General features: G+C 60.9%; 17 protein-coding genes. 11 read left to right on the forward strand and 6 right to left on the reverse strand.

Annotated features, from left to right (window positions below):
* Window positions 1-230 precede the first annotated feature (230 nt).
* A complete protein-coding gene (locus tag PspCFBP13528_RS24845) occupies window positions 231-1,154 on the forward strand; it encodes a hypothetical protein (RefSeq protein WP_232790605.1) in 924 nt (307 codons plus the stop codon).
* Between the two features lie 56 nt (window positions 1,155-1,210).
* Here the strand turns inward: PspCFBP13528_RS24845 and PspCFBP13528_RS24850 are convergent, their stop codons facing one another.
* Window positions 1,211-2,362, reverse strand: a complete 1,152-nt coding sequence (locus PspCFBP13528_RS24850; protein ID WP_101221148.1) for an MFS transporter — start codon at window positions 2,360-2,362, stop codon at window positions 1,211-1,213.
* A 282-nt stretch (window positions 2,363-2,644) separates the two neighbouring features.
* Here PspCFBP13528_RS24850 and tssI point away from each other — a divergent pair, with 282 nt between their 5' ends.
* The 4 genes from tssI to PspCFBP13528_RS24870 are packed head-to-tail and all read left to right on the forward strand — an operon-like array spanning window position 2,645 to window position 8,424.
* On the forward strand, window positions 2,645-4,663 hold the full coding sequence (gene tssI, locus PspCFBP13528_RS24855) for a type VI secretion system tip protein TssI/VgrG (protein ID WP_137201730.1): 2,019 nt from the start codon (window positions 2,645-2,647) through the stop codon (window positions 4,661-4,663).
* Complete coding sequence (locus PspCFBP13528_RS24860; protein ID WP_101221146.1) at window positions 4,663-5,499, forward strand: DUF4123 domain-containing protein; 837 nt, start codon at window positions 4,663-4,665, stop codon at window positions 5,497-5,499. Before tssI ends, PspCFBP13528_RS24860 begins: the two co-directional genes overlap by 1 nt.
* The gene (locus tag PspCFBP13528_RS27990; RefSeq protein ID WP_137201731.1) at window positions 5,492-6,271 is read left to right on the forward strand and encodes a hypothetical protein; all 780 of its coding nucleotides are present in this window, start codon (window positions 5,492-5,494) and stop codon (window positions 6,269-6,271) included. The genes PspCFBP13528_RS24860 and PspCFBP13528_RS27990 overlap by 8 nt, the downstream gene beginning before the upstream one ends.
* Before the next feature lie 14 nt (window positions 6,272-6,285).
* Window positions 6,286-8,424 carry a lipase family protein gene (locus PspCFBP13528_RS24870; RefSeq protein ID WP_137201732.1) on the forward strand — a complete coding sequence of 713 codons (2,139 nt, stop codon included), beginning with the start codon at window positions 6,286-6,288 and terminating at the stop codon, window positions 8,422-8,424.
* Between the two features lie 7 nt (window positions 8,425-8,431).
* On the opposite strand, the gene codA is transcribed toward PspCFBP13528_RS24870, so the two are convergent.
* From codA to PspCFBP13528_RS24890, 4 genes are all read right to left on the reverse strand, one after another.
* Window positions 8,432-9,667 (reverse strand): cytosine deaminase, encoded by a 1,236-nt coding sequence (codA, locus tag PspCFBP13528_RS24875; protein ID WP_137201733.1) that lies wholly within the window; start codon window positions 9,665-9,667, stop codon window positions 8,432-8,434.
* A 65-nt stretch (window positions 9,668-9,732) separates the two neighbouring features.
* Window positions 9,733-11,001 carry a cytosine permease gene (gene codB / locus PspCFBP13528_RS24880; protein ID WP_065952291.1) on the reverse strand — a complete coding sequence of 423 codons (1,269 nt, stop codon included), beginning with the start codon at window positions 10,999-11,001 and terminating at the stop codon, window positions 9,733-9,735.
* A gap of 216 nt (window positions 11,002-11,217) precedes the next feature.
* On the reverse strand, window positions 11,218-11,574 hold the full coding sequence (queD, locus tag PspCFBP13528_RS24885; RefSeq protein WP_065952290.1) for a 6-carboxytetrahydropterin synthase QueD: 357 nt from the start codon (window positions 11,572-11,574) through the stop codon (window positions 11,218-11,220).
* A gap of 76 nt (window positions 11,575-11,650) precedes the next feature.
* Window positions 11,651-12,730 (reverse strand): patatin-like phospholipase family protein, encoded by a 1,080-nt coding sequence (locus tag PspCFBP13528_RS24890; protein WP_065952289.1) that lies wholly within the window; start codon window positions 12,728-12,730, stop codon window positions 11,651-11,653.
* Between the two features lie 199 nt (window positions 12,731-12,929).
* Between PspCFBP13528_RS24890 and PspCFBP13528_RS24895 the strand changes: the two genes are divergently transcribed.
* Genes PspCFBP13528_RS24895 through PspCFBP13528_RS24910 form a run of 4 tightly spaced genes read left to right on the forward strand, consistent with a single transcriptional unit; the run spans window position 12,930 to window position 15,521 of the window.
* On the forward strand, window positions 12,930-13,232 hold the full coding sequence (locus PspCFBP13528_RS24895) for a PepSY domain-containing protein (RefSeq protein ID WP_057726273.1): 303 nt from the start codon (window positions 12,930-12,932) through the stop codon (window positions 13,230-13,232).
* Entirely contained in the window at window positions 13,232-13,543 is a 312-nt protein-coding gene (locus PspCFBP13528_RS24900; RefSeq protein WP_065932885.1) for a PepSY domain-containing protein, read from the forward strand. Before PspCFBP13528_RS24895 ends, PspCFBP13528_RS24900 begins: the two co-directional genes overlap by 1 nt.
* Window positions 13,543-14,211, forward strand: a complete 669-nt coding sequence (locus tag PspCFBP13528_RS24905) for a response regulator transcription factor (protein ID WP_065952288.1) — start codon at window positions 13,543-13,545, stop codon at window positions 14,209-14,211. The genes PspCFBP13528_RS24900 and PspCFBP13528_RS24905 overlap by 1 nt, the downstream gene beginning before the upstream one ends.
* Window positions 14,208-15,521 (forward strand): sensor histidine kinase, encoded by a 1,314-nt coding sequence (locus PspCFBP13528_RS24910; protein ID WP_101221140.1) that lies wholly within the window; start codon window positions 14,208-14,210, stop codon window positions 15,519-15,521. Before PspCFBP13528_RS24905 ends, PspCFBP13528_RS24910 begins: the two co-directional genes overlap by 4 nt.
* A 504-nt stretch (window positions 15,522-16,025) precedes the next feature.
* Here the strand turns inward: PspCFBP13528_RS24910 and PspCFBP13528_RS24920 are convergent.
* Window positions 16,026-18,173 carry a methyl-accepting chemotaxis protein gene (locus PspCFBP13528_RS24920; RefSeq protein ID WP_137201734.1) on the reverse strand — a complete coding sequence of 716 codons (2,148 nt, stop codon included), beginning with the start codon at window positions 18,171-18,173 and terminating at the stop codon, window positions 16,026-16,028.
* 241 nt (window positions 18,174-18,414) lie between these two features.
* Here PspCFBP13528_RS24920 and PspCFBP13528_RS24925 point away from each other — a divergent pair, with 241 nt between their 5' ends.
* The gene (locus PspCFBP13528_RS24925) at window positions 18,415-19,734 is read left to right on the forward strand and encodes a Na+/H+ antiporter NhaC family protein (protein WP_162515437.1); all 1,320 of its coding nucleotides are present in this window, start codon (window positions 18,415-18,417) and stop codon (window positions 19,732-19,734) included.
* Between the two features lie 177 nt (window positions 19,735-19,911).
* Entirely contained in the window at window positions 19,912-21,591 is a 1,680-nt protein-coding gene (locus tag PspCFBP13528_RS24930) for a methyl-accepting chemotaxis protein (protein WP_137201736.1), read from the forward strand.

Below are 21,591 nucleotides of genomic sequence, written 5' to 3' on the forward strand. Positions count from 1 at the left end.
ATTATCACGTCGACCGTGATCCCTAGACGGACCACGTTGGGGAAAAGTCCGGCCAGTCTGGCTGGTTACAAACGCTCAAGTTTTACCTCGCCCATGCGCAGGACTTCTCGGAACCAATATTTTTTGAGTTGCCACACATCCGTTGCGTGTCTCGTGCTGACAGTCGACGAGGGTTGAAGACTGGGCACTCCAGGTTCAGTTGATGGAATCTAACTAGGGTGGGAATGAACATGACTTACGGGATTACTCCAGGCGCTGGAATACCTCTCATACCAAATCAGGAGCCTGCGCCGGCCAGTGGTGGTTACACGCGACTCAGCGTCGTCGACAAGGCGATCGGCACTCAGCAGCCGCTGGCAACGAACTCGAGTTTTGTCTCGAACAACCTGATGGTCAACGGCGCCAGCCGGCATTTCGACGGTCAAGGCATGTACGGCGGAATGTCGAATGTAGGAAATCCCTATATCAGTTCGGATGACCATCTGCTGGCGACAGACCTGGTCAGCAACTTTTCCATGCTGGATAAGTTCAAGACAGATGGCCATCTGACCCAGGGCGGACTGCAAAAAATTGCCGGTGAGGATGTGCATAAAAGCAGCGTCTCGGAACGCACCATCATGTTGGCCAGGGAGATACTCAATCGCCCCAGGGTCAACGAAGCGATTCTTGTGGATGGCGGTAAAATCACACCGGAAAGTCTGGCCAAAGCAGCCGAATTGCTCACCGGTAATACCAACCCCAATACCCAGAGCGCGGATCCGTTCCATAGCATGTCCAACGCCCAGGTCGTTACGACATTCAGGGGCATGTTTGACCAGCTACGGGATAAGTCGGAAGATTTCTCCTGGCCATGGGATAAACACAGGTTTGTAAAAACAGACACGCTTGTCGAGATGAGCAAGGATCCTGACGAGCTGGATAGTAAAGGTAATGTTGTGCGAGACCCCGCCAACGGTTTCCCGAAAAAGCAATACAGCGAACAGCTGGTGTACCTCGCCAAAAATATCGTTGAAAGGCCCGGCTTGCTGGACTCGCTGGACAATTACAAGGCTAACGGCTTCGCCCTGACGGGAAGTCGTAACAGTGATGGGTGGCTGAAGAACTACAGCATCGATCGATGGTTGGAAAACGATAAGATAGAAAAGGGCAACTGAAGGCGCCGCAGAGGCATGAGCGGGTTGCATGAATCAAGCCGCTCATACAGGCGAATTTATACGCGCAGTATCCTTCCGCTGATCGCCACCGCCGCCAGCAAACCACCGATCAGCAGGAAGGCGGTTGCCATGCTGCTGCCATGGGCAATGAACCCGATCACTGCCGGCCCTGCCAGGATGCCTGCGTAGCCCAGTGTGGTAATGGCGGGTACGGCAATGTGTTCCGGCATCACGCTCTGCTTGCCGACAGCGGTATAGAGCACCGGGACGATATTGGAGCACCCGGCGCCCACCAACGCGTACCCGAGCAGCGCCATTTCCCAGGCAGGGGAGAGCGTCGCCAGGAACACACCGGCCGCTGCCAGCGTCCCACCGCCCACGATCACTCGGGTAGCGCCCAGGCGCCGCACAATAATGTCACCGGTCAGGCGCCCGGCGGTCATGGTCAGGGCGAATGCCGCGTAGCCCAGGCCTGCATACGCTGCGTCCAGCCCGCGCTCGGCACTCAGGAACACCGCGCTCCAGTCCAGTACCGCGCCTTCAGCCAGGAAGACGATGAAACACAGGCAGCCGATAAACAGCACCACGCCATGGGGAATGGCAAACGCCGGCCCCGAGCTTTCACTGCCGTAGGGCAGTAAATGGGGCGCGGCCTTGAGCAGCGCCACTACCATGATGACGATCACTACCAGGGTTGCCTGCAGCGGCGACAAGCCCAGCCCCAGCAGGCCGGAGACACCCGCCGCACCCACGATGCCGCCCAGGCTGAACAAGCCGTGGAAGCCCGACATCATGGTTTTCCCGCTGGCTCGTTCAACAATCACCGCTTGCAGGTTGACGGTCGAATCCACGGTACCCAGCCCTGCGCCAAACAGGAACAACCCCGCCATCAACAGCGGAATCGAACTCACGGTGGCCAGCATCGGCAGCGCCAGGCAGATCATGATAGTGCCGGCGGTCAACACGCGCCGGCAGCCAAAGCGCGACGCCAACACCCCTGCCACGGGCATGGCGAGAATCGATCCGACCCCCAGGCACAACAACAACAGACCAAGCGTGCCTTCGTTGAGTTGCGCGCGTGCCTTGGCGTACGGCACCAGCGGCGCCCAGGCCGCGATACCGAAGCCGGCGATGAAAAAAGCGATGCGGGTGGACATTTGCTCCAGCCGCCCGGGAACCACGGGGGCGGAAGTGGGGATGGCAGTCATGAATAATCCTTGGCGTTGCGTTCAACGAACGATGTCCGGCGCGACATCCTTGCATATCAGGCCTCGTCGGGCGAGCCGGGTTCCGTCGGGATCAGCGGGCGAGGCTTGGTAAAAGACGCTTCCATTCTCGCCGTACGAATCTTCTGTTTTATTTTCAAAGGGCCGTTTTTTTCCTGAAATCGCTAAGCTTCAGAGCGTTCAGGCGCTTTTTCTCGGTCAGCGTTCCAGCAATCAACGGGGAGAGCTTTTAATCAGCGGGTTATTGATGGCGGGTAACAACGGATGGTTGACGCGTTTGTTTCGTCACGTTTCAAATTAATGATTTCAGGCTGTACTGCCAATTTGCAGGTACTCGCTTTCGAAGGCAGTGAGTGTCTTGATCAGCCGTATTTCATACAGGTGCAAGTCGTCAGTGAAAACCCTGACCTGGAGCTGGAGGCGTTGCTGCATCAGCCGGCCTATCTGGATCTGGGCGCAACGGATCAAGGCCTGCACGGGGTGGTCTACGCCATCGGCCGTGATGCCGCGGGGGCCCGGCTCACCCATTACCACCTCACGCTCGCGCCCCGCTTGGCCTGCCTCGCCCATCGCCTTGACCAGCGGGTTTTCCAGCAGCGTAGCGTGCCGCAGATTATCGCCAGCGTGCTTGCGCAACACGGCATCCTCGCAGATGCCTACGCCTTCGAGCTCGGCCCGGTGATTTATCCGCCGCGGCTGTTTTGCGTGCAGTATGGGGAAACTGATCTGCACTTCATTCAGCGACTGTGCGAGGAAGAGGGTATCCATTACCACTTCCGTCATAGTGCCGACGGTCATTTACTGGTGTTTGGTGATGATCAGACGGTGTTTCAGCGTCTGCCGATGCAGCGATACTGCTCGACGCTTGATCCGTTGGCCGCAGCCAACGGCGTCAAGCGCTTCGATATACGCCTGGAAACCCGCAGTCGGCGAACAGTGCGCCGGGACCACGACTTCGAACACCCGTCGCTGCGGCTTCACGACGTCTCTGGCGGTGCACCGGGCACAGACCTTGAGGACTACCGTTACCCGGCAGGTTTCACCCGGCGTGCACGCGGGGCGCAATTGACGCGTCGCAGTCTGGAGCGGCATCAGTCCGACCGCCATCGCGCGTTGGGCAGCAGTGACCAGCCCCTGTTGCGCAGTGGTCACTTTCTTGCGTTGCAAGATCATCCGGATCCGACCTGCAATGACTTGTGGTTGCTCACCTCGGTGCGCCATGAAGGCTATCAGCCACAGGTCCTGGAGGAAGCGGCAGGCGATACGGACGCCTTCGTGAGGTATCGCAACCGTTTCACCGCGACCCCTTGGCGTGCCGTGCATCGGCCCCCCCTCAAACATCCCAAGGCCTCCATCAATGGCAGCCAGACGGCAACTGTTACGGGGCCCGCGGGCGAGGAGGTGCACTGCGACGCGTACGGTCGCGTGAAGGTGCGGTTTCATTGGGATCGGCTGGACAGGTCGGATGATAAAAGCAGCTGCTGGGTGAGGGTCGCAACCGGTTGGGCCGGTTCCGGGTTTGGCGCCATGATGATTCCACGGGTGGGTATGGAGGTGCTGGTGACCTTCCTGGAGGGTGACCCGGACCAGCCGGTGATCAATGGTTGCCTGCCCAACGCATCGCACATGCCGGCCTTTTCCCTGCCGCAGTACAAGACCTGCAGCGTGTTGCGCAGTTGCAGCGTTCCAGGTGGCGCGGGCAGCAACGAGCTGCACCTGGAAGACCGCTGTGGCGAGGAACTGATCTACCTGCGCGCCCAGCGTGATCTGGAGCAGCACGTGGGCCATGACAGCCGTTTGCACGTGCTCGGTGAGCGCAGTGAAGTCATCCGAGGCTTGAGCACGGTTCGTCTTGAGAGCGGTGAGCAGCGCCACATCACGGGCGAGCGCAGGGTTGTGCTCAAGGCAAGCGACCACCTCGCCGTGCAAGGCGACAGCCACACCCAGGTGGCCCAGGTCATGGTGATCGAAGCCGGCCAACAGATTCACCTGAAGGCGGGAGCCAGCCTTGTCATCGATGCGGGCGCTCAGTTGAGTTTCAAGGCGGGCGGCGAGTATTTGCAGATTCAGGCCGGCGGGATTTTCAGCAGCCGGCCGATCACTGTCGGCGGTTCGCCATGCGCTGCAAGGTCGGCCAGCCCTTCGTCTGTTGCGGGCATTCCTGAGGTTTCGGTCGTACAGGGCCTCATCACAGACTTGGCCGGCCAGTTGGATGCGGATTTTTGCCCCCTATGCGAGCGTTGTCGCGAAGGTCAATGCGATAGCACCGGGAGGGCCGCTTGATGCAGGACGTGCCTTATCAATGGATGGCGCAGCAGCAACAAGCGGGGCGTCGTCTGTGCCTGATACTCGAAGCCAGCAACGAGCGTTGCCAGTCGCTCATGGCGGCTCGCGACCTCTCGCAATATTGCCCGCTCTATGCTGAAACCGCGGCAGCGGAGCTGGCAAGCAAGGGCCCGGTGATCCTGCTATTGGAACAGACAGGCGAGCCTGTGTTGGCCAATCTTCTGCAAAACCCAGAGGCAAATCGAGGGTGGCTGGGCAGTTTGCCCAACGATGACTTGGCCAGTGTGACCCGACATTGGCGTGAGCGCCTGCTGGTCGGGTCAGAAGGTGAAAAGGCTCTGTACCGTTTTCACGACAACCGCACCCTGGCCCGTGCCCTGGCGTATCTGCCGGCAGAACACTGGCCGGTCTACCTGGGCCCGCTGACCAGCGTGTGCTGCTGGCATGAGGGACGTTGGTGCAGCCACGACAACCCCGCACCGGGTGAGTACCCGGTGCCCGATCCCGCGCCCTGGTTACAGGTGCCCAATCCCCAGGCGTCGGCCATTCTCCAGGCCAATATCCTGCGCTACCTGCTGGCCGAACACAGTGAAGACCTGGCGGCCCTGGTGGAGTTTCACGACCCCAGGATCTGGTTGGCCGGTGTGCTCGAGCAGGCCCGTCTCTGGCAATGGCGTTCGTCTGAGCAACTTGAATTCCTGGTGGTGCGCCGGCTGGAGGAGGCGACCCGGAGCAGTGTCATTCGCTGGCAGCCGCTTAAGGGGGAGGCACCCGGGCAGCATTTTGAGCGGGTGCGGGAACAGTGGTGCACAGAAGGGCTCGGGAATGCGTAGGTGGATGGGAAAAGTGTTGCTAGGCATTGGGATGGTGTGGCTAACGGGGTGTGCGGGGAGGGCGGCGGATAGCTTTACGTTGGAGGTGGATTTGCCGGCGGGGTTTGACGCGTTAGGTGACGCTTCATATGCACCTGCATCAGGCGAACGCTGCAAACTGCCTGCAAGAAAGGGCAGGCGACCTGAGCTCAAAATATTCAAGGCTGTCAGCAAACCCGTCGCCAATAGGGTCAGTTTTGAGGTGCCATTAATGGAGCAGGTAAATGGCTGCCCTCTGGTATTGCGCAGCCTCGTTTTCGTAATTAATGCCAATTGGGGGCAACGCTGGTCGGATATCGGAAGGGACTATGCCCTTATCTATTTTCACGATAGCTGGGAGCCTGGAGTGCCTTTGATGCCCGAAGCGGGGGTCCAAGAGCTTCTTGGGCAATGCCAGTGGTTATTTCGTACCGCTGGCCCCAGGCATGCCCTTATTAAAAACCTTCGGTGCAAGTCACTGGATGCTGCCGGAACGCTAACTAGGGCGAGGCCAGGGGGGCATGTGCACCGTGACGGATTGTCCGGGAAAACGTTAAGGATGGTGTTGGCGTTCACAGAAGAGGAACAACCCGCTTTTGGTGATAACTGGGTAAAAGTTGCCCGTGGCTGGAAACGCTGCAGGGGCGAAAGTGAGGAGGATTTATTCGCGTTTTGTCGCGGCAATGTCTCCGATTTCAAGACTTTCAAAATGCCAGATGGGCGCTTATGCAGCGTATATCCAACGTGTGATTGATAGGGAGAAGCTTGATGAAACAGGATGCATGGAAGCAGCAGTTTTTTAACGACAGGATGCCTGCTTGCCCATCACGCGGAGATTGGTTGTCCTTGGGTCTCGTTGATGAAACCGGGAGTGGTAAGGCCTACGGTGGCCTGCTTTATACTCTCCAAGACAGTGTTGGACAGCAATACAGGGGACGGCTGGATGGGGACGGTTTTACCAGGCTGGAAGGTGTTTATTGTGGCCCGGTAGTTCTCTTGATGGATGAGCCTTATTCGGGAACAGAAATACCCTATATCACGCTCATGAAGCGGCTTGACTACGCTTTACCCATTACGGAGCTTCAAGTACGCGCGGAGCAAACTTCTTTTCTAAGCAGCGATGGTCAATGTGTCGACGGTAACCCGGCACGGCAAAAAGCAGATCGTTTTTATCAGGTAGAGGTAAGTGATTTGGTTCGGTACAAAGCCCACTTACCTCCAACGTCCTCTGGGGCTCAACGGCCCACACGCAATGCGCTTAAGATGATTGCGGACCTGGGGTTCGGTCCTCCTGAGTCCTTATCCAAAGGGGTGGTGCTGTTCCCAAACCAATTTACGATTTTGGAGGTGCGTCCTCTACGAGCGCTACGGCCAATTATTTCCACTGATGATCAGTTTTGTGCACTGAACCTTTACCAGCTGGCGCTCATGGCGACGTTGAGCTATTGCGAATTTGGTCAAGAGCTTCCAACCGGAGCCACGGATATGGTCACGTTTCCACTGAATCCGAGCATAGGAAACGTGTTTGTAGAGCAGTTGTCATGTTACCGGGAAGCTTGGAAGTTCGACTCAAAACAAGTAAAGCGGTTTTATCCACTGTATGAAGACGTAGCCTATTCCCGTCGCTTCGAAATCTTGCCTTTCGATCCTGAATTATATGAGCGTAACTACCAATCTGGTGAGCATCCGGAGCGCATACACTTTTTTAACGACGTTGAGTTCGGCACCGACACTCAAGCTTTTATCTGCCACCACGATGAGGTTGTACTCATAGCTGTCCGTGGTACTGCCAGTGGCGCGGACGCTTTACGCGACGCAGATGCTCATCAAGTCCCTTTCGTCGAAGGCGTAGGTAAAACTCACCGAGGTTTTTACCAAGCATTTCAAGCTACGTTTCACTTTGTTCTGGATTACCTTTCGCGATATCACATCGGTCAACGCGTTGTCATCTGCGGCCACAGCCTGGGCGGCGCGATTGCCTTGCTGCTGGCTGAAGGGCTGCGCCGAATCCCGGACGCCCATTACAACCCACTCCTCTACACCTACGGCGCGCCCCGCGCCGCCGATTCCGAATTCACCGCAGGCGCCCGCGCCCTGGTTCACCACCGAATCGTCAACCATAACGACCCTGTCCCCAGTGTCCCGGCGCCGTGGATGAACACCACTGCCAAACTGTGGGTGCCGGGGGCTGTCACCTTGTTCAGTGCGCCCACCGCCGGCGGTTTGCTGTTCGCCGCAGGCCTGGTGCGCGTAGGTGGGAATGCCTACCAGCACCAGGGCGAACAACAGCACTTCATGCCCATCACGCTCCCGGATGGCACGCATTCTTCAGTGCTGTGGAAACCTGGCTGTGAATCGATCCAGGAACTGGGCTGCAATCGGGCGTTGCGGTTGCACGGCGACATGCCCGACCGCGACAACCTGTTGAGGCAGCTCTTCCAAACCAACCAGCACTTTATGACCGCCAGTTATATTCCTGCGGCCTGGGCGACATTGCGACGCTGGCAGCAAACCCTGGATAGCCAGGGTCCCCTGGTCACTGCGAGGGAGTTCGAGTTGCTTGATCGGGCGCTCGAAGACATGCGCGAGCAACTGAGGGCCAAGCGCCGCGAACTTGCCCGTATGCGCCCGGCCAACGACCGTGGCCATGAGCATAACGACGCCTTGAACGCAGAGATCGACCGCTTGCATACCAGTCGCGAGCGCTTGGCCAGCCTGCGCTGGCGCCGTCTCGATGGGCGCGATGTGTACGGCAGCCACGCCCAGGGCGCGCACCTGCAACAGGGCCTCAAGCGCTGGTTCACTCACCGCGAAAACCGAGTCTTGGCCCAGGTTGCCAGTATCCCTTCACCTGTCCACAGCGACCTGGGCAAAGTGCAAGTGCTGGACATCGACTCGATCGTCTAGCGCAGCGTTACATAAATTCCACCTGGGCCGGCTGACGCTTCATCAGCACCTTGCCGTTGCGGATCGAATACAACGGCAGGCCCTGGCTGCGAATCACCTCATAGTCGCTGTCTGCCGACAGCACCAACAGGTTGGCCGGTCGGCCGGGTGCCAGGCCGTAGCGGTCGCCGAGCGCCATGGCCTTGGCGCTGTTGTCGGTGACCAGGTCCAGGGCGCTCTGCAGGTTGCGGTAGCCGAGCATATGGCAGATGTGCAAACCGGCTTCCAATACCCGCAGGATGTTGCCGTTGCCCAAGGGATACCAGGGGTCGACGATGGAGTCCTGGCCGAAACACACGTTCATGCCGGCTTCGAGCAGTTCGTTGACGCGGGTGACCCCTCGGCGTTTCGGGAAACTGTCAAAGCGGCCTTGCAGGTGGATACTTTCGGTGGGGCAGGAAACGAAGCTGATGCCGGAGTGACCCAGCAGGCGAAACAGTTTGGCGCAGTAGGCGTTGTCGTAGGAGCCCATGGCGGTGGTGTGGCTGGCAGTGACGCGGGCGCCCATGTCGCGGCTGCGCGCTTCTTCGGCCAGCACTTCGAGAAAGCGTGAGTGCGGGTCATCGGTTTCGTCGCAATGTACGTCCACCAGGCAGCCGGTGCGTTCGGCCAGGTCCATGAGGAACTTCACCGAACTCACCCCTTGATCGCGGGTGTACTCGAAGTGGGGGATGCCGCCAATGACATCGGCGCCCAGGCGAATGGCTTCTTCCATCAGTTCACGGCCATTGCGGAGCGACTCGATGCCTTCCTGGGGAAAGGCCACGATTTGCAGATCGATCAGGTGCGCGCTTTCTTCACGCACTTGCAGCATGGCTTTGAGCGCGGTGAGGTCCGGGTCGGTCACGTCGACGTGGGTGCGCACATGCTGGATACCATGGGCGGCGAGGGTCTGGATGGTTTTCTTCGCGCGAGTCCTGGTGTCTTCCTCCGTGATGGTGGCTTTGCGTTCGCCCCAGCATTCAATGCCTTCGAACAAGGTGCCGCTCATGTTCCAGCGGGGTTCGCCGGCGGTGAGGGTGGCATCCAGATGGATGTGCGGTTCGACGAAGGGCGGGATCACCAGGTTGCCAGCGGCATCCAGGTCGCCGGCCATTGACATCGGTATGCCTGTTTGCGCAGTGATGCTGGCGATCCGGCCATGTTCCAGGTGCAGATCATGCAGGCCTTCACGGTCGCGCAGGCGGGCATTGATGATGTGCATGGTCAAGTTCCTCTTGGCTAAATTCAATCAGGCGACCGTCAGATTACCATTGGCGGTGCTCAGGCTCATGCCTGGGCATCAGCCAAAGGTGCGCGCACGCGCAGTACGGCGCTGAGCAGTATGTAGGTGAGCGACGCGGCCGCGATCCCCACGAGCGGTGCAACCCAAGGCGAGTTGAACGCCAGCAGCGTACCCACCGCGTACGCCGTCAGCCCGGGCCAGTTGAACGCGGGCAGGCGGGCATCCGCCAGGCGTGGGTACTGGCCGCGATAGCGATAGAAGAAGTCCGCCATGATCACCCCGCCAATCGGCGGGATCACCGTGCCCAACAGAATCAGGTACGGCACGAGCATGTCGTACATGCCCAGCAAGGCGAGCAGGGTGCCGATCACCGCACCGGCCAGGGTCACGGTTTTGCGCCGCCGGGTGCGCAGCAGATTGCAACCGGCGACGGCGAAGTTGTAGATGGTGTTGTCCTGGGTGCTCCAGATGTTGAGCAGCAACATGGCCATCGCCGCCATGGCGAAACCCTGCAACAGCAACACTTCCACCACATCCGGTTGCTGATAGACGATCGCGCCGTAGGCGCCGATCAGCACCATCAGGCCGTTGCCGATAAAAAAACCGATCAGGCTGGCCAGCACCGCAACCCTGGCCGAGCGGGAGAACCGCGTCCAGTTGGTGGCCTGGGTTGCGCCGCTGACAAAGGTGCCGAATACCAGGGTGATCGCCGTGGACAGGTCCAGCTCGGCGGTCGGCACCACCGCCAGCAGGCCGTCCAGCCCGCCGACCTTCACGGTGGCGACCCACATCGACAGCAACAGCAAAAGGCCCATGGCGGGCACCGCGATATAAGACAGGATTTCCAGCCCGCGATACCCCACGTACGCGGTCGCACAGAACACCAGGCCAAACACCACCATCAAGGCCAGCACGCTGCCCTGACTTAATGCGAAATACTTGCCCAGCACCACGGCGGCCGTGGCGGTACCCCAGGCGTACCAGCCAATCTGGGTGAAACCGAGGATCAGGTCACTGAGCTTGCTGCCGATTTCACCAAAGCAGAACCGCCCCATCAATACCGAGTTCAGGCCGCTCTTGAAGGCGATGTACCCCAGCCCTGCGGCGTATATACCCAGCAGCAGGTTACCCAGGGCCACGACGCCGAGCATGCCGGTAAAACTGAAGGCCACCCCCAGCTTGCCGCCGGCAAACATCGTTGCCGTAAAAAACGTGAACCCCAGCAGCACCATGGCCGTGGATGCCAGGCCCTTGCGCGCATGCAGAGGCACTTCACTGAGCGGGTAATCGTTGCCGGATTCTTGCTGAGTCATGTGCCTTGCTCCCTGAATGATGACGCAGGCCTGTTGCACCGAGCGTGCCAAGCCTTCGGCAACGGTGTATCGACAGCCAAGCGCAGGGAGATGGTCGGCGCGATGGTTCCAGGTGGCCTATCAAGCGCGAAAGCAGTGCAGCCGTGGAACAAATTGGATCAGTGGCGGCCAGGCGTAAAAAAACCACCCGCAGGTGGTTCTTCAACGCTGGATCGCTTACTCGCCGCGATAAATGCACCCGCTGGTGCACGTCTCATGGATGCGGATCGCGCTGAGTTCCGGCAGCAAGGGTTTCAATTCAATCCAGATCCACTTGGCCAGCACTTCGCTGGTGGGGTTTTCCAGGCCGGGGATGTCATTGAGGTAATTGTGGTCGAGACGCTCGTAGAGCGGCTTGAAAATCGCCTTGATTTCCGAGAAGTCGCGAATCCAGCCGGTATGGGGATCCAGGTCGCCGCTCAAGTGGATCGCCACCTTGAACGAATGCCCGTGCAGGCGCCCGCATTTATGGCCGTCCGGGACGTGGGGCAGGCGGTGGGCGGATTCGAACGTAAACTCTTTGAAGATTTCCACGGTATTTTCAGCTCGGTCAGGTATCTGGCAGGCGGCGAGTTTAACAGCTTGACCTGTCGCCGCGCATACCGCTGGGTCAAAGTGCTTGCAAACGCTCGCCCAGGCCACCGTTGTCCGCCAACTGCAGGAACTCATCCCCCAACCGCCGACTCTCGCTCATTGCCGTCTGCCAGTACCTGTTGCGACTCGGGTCATCGCCCATGAAGCGCTTGAAGTCGCTGCGGTCCGGCAATTTGCCGTGGGGCAGGCGGGCCAGGTAGTCCTTTGACGGCGCCAGCAGCAGGACATCCTGCAATCCTTGTGGGTTGCTGCGTCGCCACGGCAGTCCCTTGTCAAACCAGCCCGGAATGACGCGATCGGTAAAGTGCGGGTACAGCACGATATCGTCGCCGCGGTAGGGCAGGTCGAGGTGGTAGTCCAACAGGCCGCCGTCGCGGTAGGTTCCGACGCCTGCGCCGGGCAGGTCGCGCACACCTTGCATCACCATGGGAATCGAGCCGGACGCCAGCAGCGCCTGGCGCAGGTTGCCCATTTGCAGTTCTAGGAAGCGCGACGGGAAATCCTTCAGCGCATGCACCGGCGGCGCTTGGCGGGGGTCGTGGACGATCAGCCGTTCGAAATGCCGCGACAGCCGTGCGCGGCCGCGCAGGTTATCGGCAATCACCGATGACAGGCCCAGCCCCAGCCGGCCGCGATGGTCATCGGCGAGCAGGCCATGGCTTTTAACCACCATGATGTTCAGGCGATAGTCGGGGTTGTTCAGTACGTGTGCATCGCGGCCGGCCAGCAGGTCATCGAGCATGCGCTGACAGCTCTGGCTGACTTCGGCCATGGTCACGCCTTTGGCGAAACGCTGTTCGTTATATAGGCGGCCCAGGTCGAGCAAGCCTTGCACCGGGTCGGGCAGGCAAGCGCTGGCAAACCGCCAGGAACCAATGGAAGCACCGATCAGCGCCCGCTCCCGAGGCGCGCGCGCCAGCCAGTCGCCGAATAGCGCCAGGTCCAGGCCTTGTATGCCCAGGGCCTTGGGGCCGCCGGCCGCGCCCGGAAGGATGCCAACGTCAGCAGGGGCAAGGCCTTGTTCACGAATGCGTGCAAAGGCGCGTTTGCCGGCCTTGAGCGTCAGGGCGGGGAACTTGATGTGGATTGCAGTCATACCGGTCTCTGTCAAAGCGATCGTAGGCGCGAGCTCGCCAAACATGTCAACGATGCCGCGTGAACCTTTATAAACGCTGCGCCAGCGAGAGCAAGCGCGCGCCTCCAGCAAATTGCCATGGTGGCAATTCAGTTTCAGTTAAGTTGCCGCGCGTACCGTAATCCGTTGTAGGAAAAACATCCTGAAACGGAGACTTATCATGAAGCGCCTCACAGCGCTGGTCGCCGCCGGTATCATTGCGTCCTCGGTCACGCCGGCCTGGGCAATGGACCCCGACAAACCACTGAAATTGCCTGGCACTGTTACAATTGTTGCCTTCGATCAGCTTGAAGCCGCCGCCCTGGCTTTGCATCCGGGTTCGACCTTGCTGGGCACCGACCTGGACGAGGAGTACGGCAAGTACATCTACCAGGTCGAACTGGAAGATGCCCACGGCCTTGAATGGGATGTTGAATTGGACGCGCTCACCGGGCACGTTCTCAAGAATCATCAGGACACGTAATGACGCTATATCGACGCGCCGGTAGTCTGGTGCTGCTGGCGCTCCTGGCCTTTTGCTCAAGCCTGGCCGCTCGCGACCTCAATCAGGATGAAGCCTTGGCGCTGCGACAGCAGGGCGTGATCCTGCCGCTGGAGCTCCTGTTGCATAAGGCGATGTCACGCTACCCTGGGGGCCGGCTGCTGGAGGCGGAGCTGGAGCTCAAGCATGGCCAATACGCCTATGAAGTGGAACTGGTGACCACCGAAGGCGTCGTGCGCGAAATCAAGCTCGACGCCACCGACGGTACATTGATCAAAGATAAGGAAGACTGATGCGCCTGCTTCTGGTGGAAGACAACGTCCCGCTGGCCGATGAGCTGCTGGCCGGCCTGCAGCGCCAAGGCTATGCCGTCGATTGGCTGGCCGATGGACGCGACGCGGCGTACCAGGGCCGCAGCGAACCCTATGACCTGATCATCCTCGACCTTGGCCTGCCGGGCTTGCCGGGGCTTGACGTGCTGGCGCAATGGCGCGCGGCTGGCCTGGCCACGCCGGTGCTGGTGCTGACGGCGCGCGATTCCTGGGCAGAACGCATCGAGGGGCTCAAGGCCGGCGCCGATGATTACCTGAGCAAGCCTTTTCACCCCGAAGAGCTGCACCTGCGCATCCAGGCGCTGTTACGCCGGGCCCACGGGCATGCCAACCAACCGACCCTGCAAGCCGCCGGCCTGCACCTGGACGAAGGCCGCCAGTGCGTGCTGCGCGACGGTGACGAGATCCAGCTCACGGCCGCCGAGTTCCGCCTGTTGCGCTATTTCATGCTGCACCCCGAACAGATCCTGTCCAAAAGCCATCTGGCCGAGCATCTCTATGACGGCGAGACCGAGCGCGATTCCAACGTGCTGGAAGTGCACGTCAACCATCTGCGCCGCAAACTGGGGCGCAGTGTGATCGAAACCCGGCGCGGCCAGGGTTACCGGTTTGGCGCCAGCCCTGCATGAAGTCGATCCAACGGCGCTTGAGCCTGGGGTTGATCAGCGTGATGGTGATCGTCGGCGTAGTGCTGGCGCAAACCAGCCTGTGGCTGTTCGAGGCCGGTTTGCAGCGCTACCTGGAGGCGGGGCTGCGCAACGACAGCGAAAACCTGCTGGTGGCGCTGGTGCGTGGGCCCAACGGCGTACAGCTGGATGAGCAGCGCCTGTCACCGGCCTATCAACGGCCATTCTCGGGGCACTACTTCCGCATTGATTTTGCCGACACACACTGGCGCTCCCGCTCATTGTGGGACCAGGAACTGCCGACGCTTCCCGAGGCCGGGCTCAAGGGCAACCTGCAACTGGGGCCTGAAGGCCAGAAACTGTTGGTATTGCGCTCGGACTACAAACGCTTCGGCCAACCGATCTCCATCAGCGTGGCGCAGGACTACACGCCGGTACGGGAAAGCTTTCGCCTGATGCGCCATATCGGCCTGGTACTGGGGCTGGCGGCCTTGCTGGTGGTGTTGGTGTTGCAGCGCATCACCGTGCGCCGCGCCTTGCGTCCGCTGGAAACCGCGCGCAATCAGATTGCGCAATTGCAGCAGGGCCAGCGTTCGCAATTGGACACCCAGGTGCCGCTGGAGCTGGAGCCGCTGGTGGCGCAGATCAACCATTTGCTGGCGCACACCGAAGACAGCCTCAAACGCTCGCGCAACGCCCTGGGCAACCTGGGGCATGCGCTGAAAACCCCATTGGCGGTGATGCTGAGTGCCGCGTCGAGCGAGGCGCTCAGGGATCAGCCGCAGTTGAGCAAGTTATTGCGCGATCAGCTTGAACAGGTGCAGCAGCGCCTCAACCGCGAGCTCAATCGCGCGCGCCTGGCCGGTGAAACCTTGCCGGGTGCGTTGTTCGACTGTGAAAAGGAACTGCCGGGGCTGTTGGCCACCCTGCGCATGATCCACGGCGAACACCTGGACCTCAGCTGCCATGTCGCCCCCGGCCTGCAACTGCCCTGGGACCGGGAAGATTTGCTGGAGTTGCTCGGCAACCTGCTGGACAACGCCTGCAAATGGGCGGACGCCGAAGTTCGACTGAGCGTGAGTGAGACGCCGCACGGCTACCGGCTGGCGGTCGAAGACGATGGCCCGGGAATTCCAGAGATCCAGCGTGAACAGGTGTTCAGCCGTGGCGCACGCCTGGATGAACAGATCGACGGCCACGGCCTGGGGCTGGGCATCGTGCGCGATATTGTCGAAGTGTGGGGCGGGGTGCTGCAGTTGCAGGAAAGTGAGCTGGGCGGGCTCAAGGCGCTGATCGAATTGCCCAGGCGGTAGTGCAGATTTAAACATGTGGGAGGGGCGGTGCGACGATTCGACTTGCCCCCCCATTGCTACTCGTCAGCCTATGACTATCTTTCTGATGCTCCACAATCCTATGTGGGAGGGGGCTTGCCCCCGATGGCGGCCTCCGGGCTGGCCAGGATGTTGGATCAGACCGAGTACATATCCGTTTCTGCGGTAATGGCTGCTATGGGTTCCGCCCTTACGGCGGCTCACTTTTGAACAGCGCAAAAGTAAGCAAAACGCTCTTGCCCCACCACTCGGCACCTCGCTTAGGCTCGGTGTGCCCGAACGCAGGCTTGAATCCGTGGGCCGCCGCCACGCGCCATCCATGGCGCGGGGCGGCTAACCCGGCGTCCTGCCGGGTTGCCCAAGGATTCAAGCCTGCGTTCGGCCAGCGTGGTTTAACGGGGCGCCTAAGATCAAGATCAAGAGCGGCTCGCTCCTACAGACGGCAATGCCCCCTCCCACATTGAACCTGCGCCAGGACCAGAGTCGTTACACCCGGAACTGATCCATCAGCCCCTGCTGCTGATTCGCCAGACTGTTCAACGCCCGGCTCACCCGCGCCGATTCATTGGCCTGTTCCGACAGCGACTCGGTCACGTCGCGAATCGTCGCCACGTTGTTGTTGATCTCCTCGGCCACCGCGCTTTGCTCTTCGGCGGCGCTGGCGATTTGCAGGTTCATGTCGCTGATCACGGTGACGGCGTCACCGATCTGGCGCAGCGCGGTGACCGCCTGGCCGACCTGCTCGACACTGCCTTGAGCCTGACGATAGCTGTTGCCCATGGCACCGACGACTTCCTGGGTGCCGCTTTGCAATTGCTCGATCACCACGCGGGTTTCTTCCACCGACTCCTGGGTGCGCCGTGCCAGGTTGCGCACTTCGTCGGCCACCACGGCAAAACCCCGGCCGGCCTCACCGGCACGGGCGGCCTCGATGGCCGCATTGAGCGCCAGCAGGTTGGTCTGCTCGGCGATGCCACGAATCACTTCCAACACCGAGCCGATTTTTTCGCTGTTGCCCGCCAGGCCCTCAACCTGGGCCATGGCAGTGCTCATGTCAGCCGCCAGCAAGCCGATGTTGCTGGTGGTCTGATCGATCACGGTCAGGCCGTCGCGGGTGGACTGGTCGGCATCGCGAGCCGCTTGCGCAGCCTGGGCTGCACTGCGGGCGACGTCCTGGGCGGTGGCGCTCATTTCGTGGGAGGCCGTGGCCACCTGGTCAACCTGGCGATACTGCTGCTCCATGCCGGCGCTGGTTTCGCTGGCAATCGCGGCGGATTGGTCGGCTGTGCCGCGGGCGTCCTGCACCGAGCGTTTGACCTCGGCGATGATCGGCTGCAGCTTGTCGAGGAAACGGTTGAACCAGCCGGCCAGTTGGCCCAGTTCGTCCTGTTTGTCGTAGGCCAGGCGGCGGGTCAGGTCGCCTTCGCCGCTGGCGATATCCTCGAGCATATGCGCCACGCCGAGGATCGGCCGGGTCACGCTGCGCGCCATCAGCCACACCAGGATCAAACCGATCACGGCGGCCAGCAGGCCCAGGCCGAGTTCGAGCAGGGTGCCCCGGGTATTGTCGGCGTCCAACTGGGCTTTGAGCGCCTCGGCCGGCGCCACCAGGACTTTTTGCGGTACGTCCAGCAGCACGCCCCAGGGTTTGCCGCCCGGGATCGGTGCAAAGGGCGCCAGCACTTTGAGCTGGTGATCGGTGCGCAGGCTGCGGATCTCGGTGCCGCTCGCCAGGGCACTGATCAGCTGTGCGCCGCTGGCGGGGTCGACCTGGTCCAGGCGTTGGCTGAGCTTGCTGGCGTCCGCGCTGTAGCCGGCGAGCAAGCCGGTCGGGCTCAGAATGCTGACCAGGGTCTGGCCGTCGTAGAGCTTCTGGCTGGCCTGTTGGCTCACGGCCTGCAAGCTGTCGAGATTGATGTCCACGGATAACGAGGCAATGACTTTGCCGTTGACCATCAGCGGGAAGACAATGCTGGTCATCAGCACGTTCTGCCCGTCGATCACATAAAAGTAAGGTTCGATCACGCAAGGCTTGAGGGTGGTGCGCGGGCAGGTGAACCAGGCGTTGGCTTTTTCGCCGCTGGGGCTGACGGACGTGTCGGTCATGTCGCTTTCGGGCAGCGCCATGGAGGTGATTTTGCCGGGCGTCGGTTGCGACCAGTACAGGGCGAAGCGGCCTTTGTCGTTACTGCCCAGTTCCGCCTGGTTGGCGAACAGTTCATCCTTGCCATCCAGCGCATTGGCTTCGAACACCAGGGACAAACCCAGCAGGTCGGGGTTGGCCTGCAGTGCGGCGCGAACTTGACGGGTCAGGTCTTCGCGGGTATCGAAAGCATCCAGAAAGCGTTTTTCCGCCTGCTCGCGCAAAAACAGCACCTGACGCGAAAACCCATGGCCGTATTGGTAGGCATCCATGAACTGCTGACGAATGCCCAGCGCCTGCACTTCACCTTGAGCCTCGATACGCGCCTGGGCGGCTTCATCGAGCATCTGCATGCTCGAAGCCTTGACCTGCTCGGAACTCTGCGCCATGCGATACAGCGAAAGACCCACCAGCAGGGTCACGATTCCCAGCAGGCAAAGGCCCGCGAGCAGGGTGATTTTCCATTGAATGGAGAGCTGCCTGAGCGACATCGGGACATCCTTACCTGAATACACATAGAAAAACCGTTATCGGCTGCGCGCGTTTTTTCTTTATTCAAACAGTCAATTTAAACCTGCCCAGGGTCACAGCTTTTTGACATGGCCGGCCGGCTGCTGCAAAGTGCGCGCCCTCTAATAAGACCTCTTTGAGCCCGTACGCCGGCAGCGCCTTCAATGGCCGCTGCGGCGCGGGCATGCCTGTCTTTTATGTTTCTGTCTTGAGGTAACCATGATTAACGCTGTTATCGCCGCAGTCGGCACCATGCTGGTGCTCAGCCTGTCCCGTGTGCATGTGGTCATCGCCATTATTGTGGGCGCCCTGGTGGGCGGCTTGACCGGGGGGTTGGGGATCGACGCCACGCTCAAGGCGTTTAACAGCGGCTTGGGTGGCGGTGCGACGGTGGCTTTGTCCTACGCCTTGCTCGGCGCTTTCGCGGTGGCGATTGCCAAGTCCGGCCTGGCCCATGCCCTGGCGGACAAAGCGCTGTTGCTGGTCGATCGCCAGGAAGCCAGCGGCGGCAACCACGTCAAATGGTTGCTGATCGGCCTGCTCTGGGCGGTGGCGATCGCTTCACAGAACATCCTGCCGATTCACATCGCGTTCATCCCGCTGCTGGTGCCGCCGTTGTTATATGTGCTGACCAAGCTGCAACTGGATCGCCGCCTGATCGCTTGCGTCATGACGTTCGGCTTGATCACGCCGTACATGTTCCTGCCGGTGGGCTTCGGTAATATCTTTCTCAACCAGATCCTGCTGGCCAACGTGGCCAAGAGCGGCGTGGACATCAGCCAGGTCAACGTGACCCATGCCATGAGCCTGCCCGCGCTGGGCATGGTGGTCGGGCTGCTGGTGGCGGTGTTTATCAGCTATCGCAAAAAACGCGTGTACGACCTGGAGAAAATCGAGCGTGTCGAGCAGGTGGCGGTGCAATACAACCCGTTGACCCTGCTGGTGGCCGGCCTGGCGATTGCCTCGGCGTTCATCATTCAACTGTGGCTGGACTCGATGATCATCGGTGCGTTGGCCGGGTTCCTGATTTTCTCGGTGTCGGGCATCGTGCGCTGGCGCGAGACCGATGACCTGTTCACCGAAGGCATGAAGATGATGGCGATGATCGGCTTCATCATGATCGCCTCGTCGGGCTTCGCCGAAGTGCTCAAGGCCACTGGTGATGTGCGCTCCCTGGTGGAAACCTCGGCGGCGTTCATCGGCCATAGCCGTGGAGTAGGGACGCTGTTGATGCTGCTGGTGGGGCTGTTGGTGACCATGGGTATCGGTTCGTCGTTTTCCACGGTGCCGATCCTGGCCGCGATTTTCGTGCCGTTGTGTGTGCAACTGGGCTTCAGCCCGGTGGCGATCGTGTGCATCGTCGGCACCGCCGGCGCGTTGGGCGACGCCGGTTCACCGGCCTCCGATTCCACCCTCGGTCCGACCTCCGGCCTGAATATCGACGGCCAGCACCATCATATCTGGGACACCGTGGTGCCGACTTTCCTGCACTACAACCTACCGCTGCTGGCGTTTGGCTGGCTGGCGGCGATGACGCTCTGACATCAGCTCCCTCACCTCACTGTAGGAGCGAGCTTGCTCGCGAAAAACGCCCAGATAACGCGTTCATCCAGACTGCACGCGTTGTCGTTGACGACCTTCGCGAGCAAGCTCGCTCCTACAGAAATGACGCATTTGGCCGCTAACCTCTCAAGTCGCCCCTAATAAGAGAGAAAAGCCATGCGTCTGAGCCTCAAGGCCAAAGTCCTGTCCCTTGCCGTCGTGCCGGTGCTGCTGTTCGCCCTGGTCATCAGCCTGACCACTGTGTGGATGCTGCAGGGCCAGGCGCGCAACGAAGTGGATGAAACCCGCCAGCGCCTGCTCAACGACGCCAAGGCCACCCTGAAAGGGTATGTCGAGGTGGCCATGACCACCATCAAGCCGCTCTACGACGCCGCTGCCCCCGGTGATACGGTGGCGCGGGCGCAGGTGGTCAAGTTGCTGTCCAGCACCAGCTACGGCAAGGACGGCTACTTCTTCGGCTACGATTCCGAGACCATCCGCCTGTTCAAGGGCAACAGTCCGGACGGCGTGGGCAAGAGCTTCAAGGACAACCGCGACCCCAACGGCGTCTACGTCAACCGCGACCTGGTCAACGTCGGCAAGGACGGCACCCACTACCTGCAATACAGCTCGACCCAGCCCGGCCAGACCGAGCTGGTGCCCAAGCTCGGCTACACCGAATACCTGCCCAAGTGGGACATGGTCATCGGTACCTCGGTCAACCTCGATGGCATCGAAGCCCAGGTCGCGGTGGTCGAGGCCAAGGTCCACGAGCGCATGGAGGGCGTGCTGTTGAGCATCCTCGGTGTGGCGGCCGTGGTGTTGTTGGTGATCGCCGCCGTCGGCCTGTTGGTGGCCAACACGATCCTGCGCCCACTGAGCCTGATGAAAGCCAACCTGGACGATATCGCCGCTGGCGAAGGTGATCTGACGCGCCGCCTGGCCATTACCAGCCAGGACGAACTCGGCGACCTGGCTGGCGCGTTCAACCGGTTTGTCGACAAGATCCACGGGCTGGTCCGCCAGATCACCGAAATGACCGCGCAACTCACCGGCCTGGTGAGCCAGGTGTCCGAGCAAGCCCAGCGTTCGGAAACCGCCATGGAACGCCAGCGTCACGAAACCGACCAGGTCGCCACCGCGATCAATCAGATGTCGTCCGCCGCCCATGAAGTGGCGCGCAGTGCCCAGGGCGCTGCCGTTGCCGCGCAGCAGACCGATGCCGAGGGCCAGGCCGCCAAGCGCGTAGTGGACGGCAGCATCGCGCAGATCCATGCGCTGGTGAACGATATCCGCAGCAGCGGGGTGTCCCTCGACAGTCTGCAGCAGGACGTGTCTTCGATTGTCAGCGTGCTTGGCGTGATCCGCTCGATTGCCGAACAAACCAACCTGCTGGCGTTGAACGCAGCGATTGAAGCTGCGCGCGCCGGTGAGGCCGGGCGGGGCTTTGCCGTGGTTGCCGATGAAGTGCGCGCCCTGGCCAGCCGCACCCAGACCAGCACCCAGGAAATCCAGGGCATGATCGACCGCCTGCAAAAAGGCACCGAGGCTGCCGTGGACGCCATGCGCCGCTCCAGCGACGCCGGTGACGGCACTTCGTCCCAGGCCAACCAGGCCGGGGCATCGCTGGACACCATGGCCCAGTTGATCGGCACCATCAACTCCATGAACGCGCAGATCGCCAGCGCCGCCGAAGAGCAAACCGCCGTGGCCGAGGAAATCAACCGCAGCGTGCACCAGATTGCCGCGGCGGTAGACAGCGTGGCCGATGAAACCCAACTCGGCGCCCAGACGTCCCGCAGCCTGGCGGATCTGGGGCAGCGCCTGGGGCAGTTGGTGGGTCAGTTCAGGATTTGA

Source organism: Pseudomonas sp. CFBP13528 (genome assembly GCF_005233615.1).
Classification (GTDB): Bacteria; Pseudomonadota; Gammaproteobacteria; order Pseudomonadales; family Pseudomonadaceae; genus Aquipseudomonas; species Aquipseudomonas fluorescens_AM.